3 protein-coding genes are annotated in these 2,724 nt (G+C 70.2%); all 3 read right to left on the bottom strand.

Annotated elements, in window-relative coordinates:
- Window positions 1-269: 269 nt before the first annotated feature.
- Complete coding sequence (locus tag AC5RV2_RS16730; RefSeq protein ID WP_494093273.1) at window positions 270-860, bottom strand: DUF3000 domain-containing protein; 591 nt, start codon at window positions 858-860, stop codon at window positions 270-272.
- A gap of 114 nt (window positions 861-974) precedes the next feature.
- Window positions 975-2,042, bottom strand: a complete 1,068-nt coding sequence (locus AC5RV2_RS16725) for a threonine aldolase family protein (RefSeq protein ID WP_494093272.1) — start codon at window positions 2,040-2,042, stop codon at window positions 975-977.
- Window positions 2,043-2,091: 49 nt separating this feature from the next.
- A partial coding sequence (locus tag AC5RV2_RS16720) for an SDR family NAD(P)-dependent oxidoreductase (protein ID WP_494093271.1) occupies window positions 2,092-2,724 on the bottom strand: 633 nt, incomplete at its 5' end.

Here is a 2,724-nt window from a genome sequence, read left to right as displayed (position 1 = left end):
GCCAGCGCAGCCGCGGCCCGCTGCAGGCCCGACTCGCTGGCGATGACCAGCGGGACGCCGTCGCGCGGCGCGTCGAGGTGGATCAGCTGGGGGGTCTGCTCCCGGTGTTCTGCGGCGTCGTTGGAAGTGCTCTGGTCAGGGCTGTTGTGCCCAGACGTGTCCGAAGTCAAGGAGCTCATGATCCGTTCAGTTTAGGCCAGCAGTATGCGCCCGGCCGAATGGCAGGATGCGCCGGCACACGGGCTGCCCTGCAGGCGGGCGTCGGCTGGTCAGTTGCGGCGGCGGTGCGGCAGGGCGGCAACCCCTTCCGGCAGCGGCGGCAGCCCGGCGTAGGTGCACACCATGTCGCTCCACGCCTCCAGGTGGGAGCGGATGTCGGCGGAGGCAGGCGTCCAGGAGGCGCGAAGCTCGATGTCGATCGAGTCCTGCCGCCCGCTCAGCGTGCCGTAGCTTTCGGACAGGATGCGGGTAGCGGTGCCCCCGGCGTTGCGGTACGGGGCCCCATGGTTCTCCAGTGCTTCCACCAGCCAGTCCCACGCCACGGAGCCGAGCATGGTGTCGTTGCCCATGTCGGCGTCGAGCTCGGCGCGGATGTAGGTGACGATCCGGAAGGTTCCGTCCCAGACCGCCGAACCTTCCGGGTCGTGCAGCAGGATGAAGCGGCCGGTGGCCAGTTCCGGGCCGTCGGCGGTCTGCAGGGCCGTGACCACCGGGCCGTGGAGCGGCCGGGGGCCCGGTTCGGCGATGACTTCCGCGCCGAGGGCCACCGCGAAGGGTGCCAGCCGGGAGGGCGCGGGAATTTCCTCCAGCCGCAGTTCATTCCGGCACTGCGCCTGGCGCAAGGCCGACAGCGCGCGCATGAACTCAGGCGGCACTGCAGAGAGATCAATCGCACTCACACAGCCAGATTATGCCCTGGTGCCATAAGACGTCAGGCAGGCGCGCCGTGAAGCGGTGGGCATCCCGGCGCGGGACTAGGAGAGTTCGCTGCGGATGGCCGCCGCGAAGGCGTCGATGTCGTCTTCGGTGGTGTCGAAGGAGCACATCCAGCGGACCTCCCCGCGCGACGAATCCCAGTCGTAGAAGCGGAATTTTTGCCGCAGCCGGTCCGCCACCCCGGGCGGCAGCGCGGCGAAGACGGCGTTGGACTGGGTCGGCTGGGTCAAGGACAGCCCCTCGACGCCCTCGACGGCGGCGCGCAGCCGGGCGGCCATCGCGTTGGCGTGCGAAGCGGAGCGCAGCCACAGGTCGCCGTCGTACAGGGCGATGAGCTGGGCGGAGATGAACCGCATCTTCGAGGCCAGCTGCATGTTCATCTTGCGCAGGTACTGCAGCCCGTGGGCCGCATCCGGGTTCAGCACCACCACGCATTCGCCGTAGAGCAGGCCGTTCTTGGTGCCGCCGAGCGAGAGAATGTCCACCCCGGCGTCGGTGGTAAAGCTGCGCAGGTCCGTTCCCAGCGAGGCGGCCGCGTTGGACAGCCGTGCCCCGTCCATGTGCAGCTTCATGCCGCGCTCGTGCACGTGGTCGGCGATGGCGCGGATTTCCTCGATGCTGTACAGCGTGCCCAGCTCGGTGCTTTGCGTGATGGACACGGCCAGCGGCTGCGCGCGGTGTTCGTCGCCCCAGCCCCACGCCTCGCGGTCGATCAGCTCCGGGGTGAGCTTGCCGTCGTCGGCCGGCACCGCCAGGAGCTTGATCCCGCCCACGCGTTCGGGGGCACCGTTTTCGTCCACGTTGATGTGCGCGGAGGAGGTGCAGATGACGGCGCCCCACCGCGGCAACACCGACTGCAGCGACAGCACGTTGGCGCCGGTCCCGTTGAACACCGGGAAAGCCTGGGCGGCGTCGCCGAAGTGTCCGGCTATCACCTGCTGCAGCCGCGCGGTATAGGCGTCCTCGCCGTAGGCGACCTGGTGCCCGGCGTTGGCGTGGGCCAGCGCGGTCAGGACCTCCGGATGGACGCCGGAGTAATTGTCCGAGGCGAAGCCGCGCAGGTCGGTGTCGTGCAGGGAACCGGAAAGCAGGGGGGAGTCAGTCACGTGTTTCAGTATTCCTTAATGAGTGGGTGCCGTCACAGCCGGACCCGGGTCAGGCCAGCCGGATGCGTTCCCCGTTGAGGCGGGCCGCGTCCAGCGTGAACAGGGAGGCGGCGGCGCGGCCCAGGTCTGCCACGTCGGTAAAACCGGCGAATGCCTTCTCCGGCTCTGCCCGGCGCATGGCGTCGTCCAGGAGGGCCTTGACGGCCAGGACGACGGCGGCGGAGCGCTGGGGGGCGGGATCCTCCTTGCGTCCGGACTGGGCCCGGCGGAAGGCGTCGGCCACCGAGAACATCCAGCTCTCCGCGGCGGCTTTGGCGGCGGCGTAGTTGGCGCCGGACGCGGTGGGGGAATCCGTTGCCGTGCTCGAGACGATCGCCGCCCGGCCGGACGCGGAGGCCTCCAGCTGGGAATAGAACGCGCGGGTGGTGTTCCGCAGCGTGCCGATCAGCTGCCGGTGCAGGAAGTCCCAGTCCTCGTCCGACTGCCCCGCCAGGCCGCGGCCGCCGCGCCAGCCGCCCACCAGGTGGATCAGGCCGTCGGCCCCGCCGTGCCCGGCGGCAACGGTGCCGGCCAGCTCTTCCACGGCCCGGCGGTCGCCGAGGTCGCACTGGAAGCAGGCCACGGCGTCGTTCTCCGCATAGGCGGCGTCGAGCCGGTCCTTGCTGCTGCCGACCGCCAGCAC

Source organism: Arthrobacter sp. Y3225116, assembly GCF_059091245.1.
Note: the sequence above shows the minus strand (reverse complement) of the source record. Positions and strands in the feature narration are given on the sequence as shown.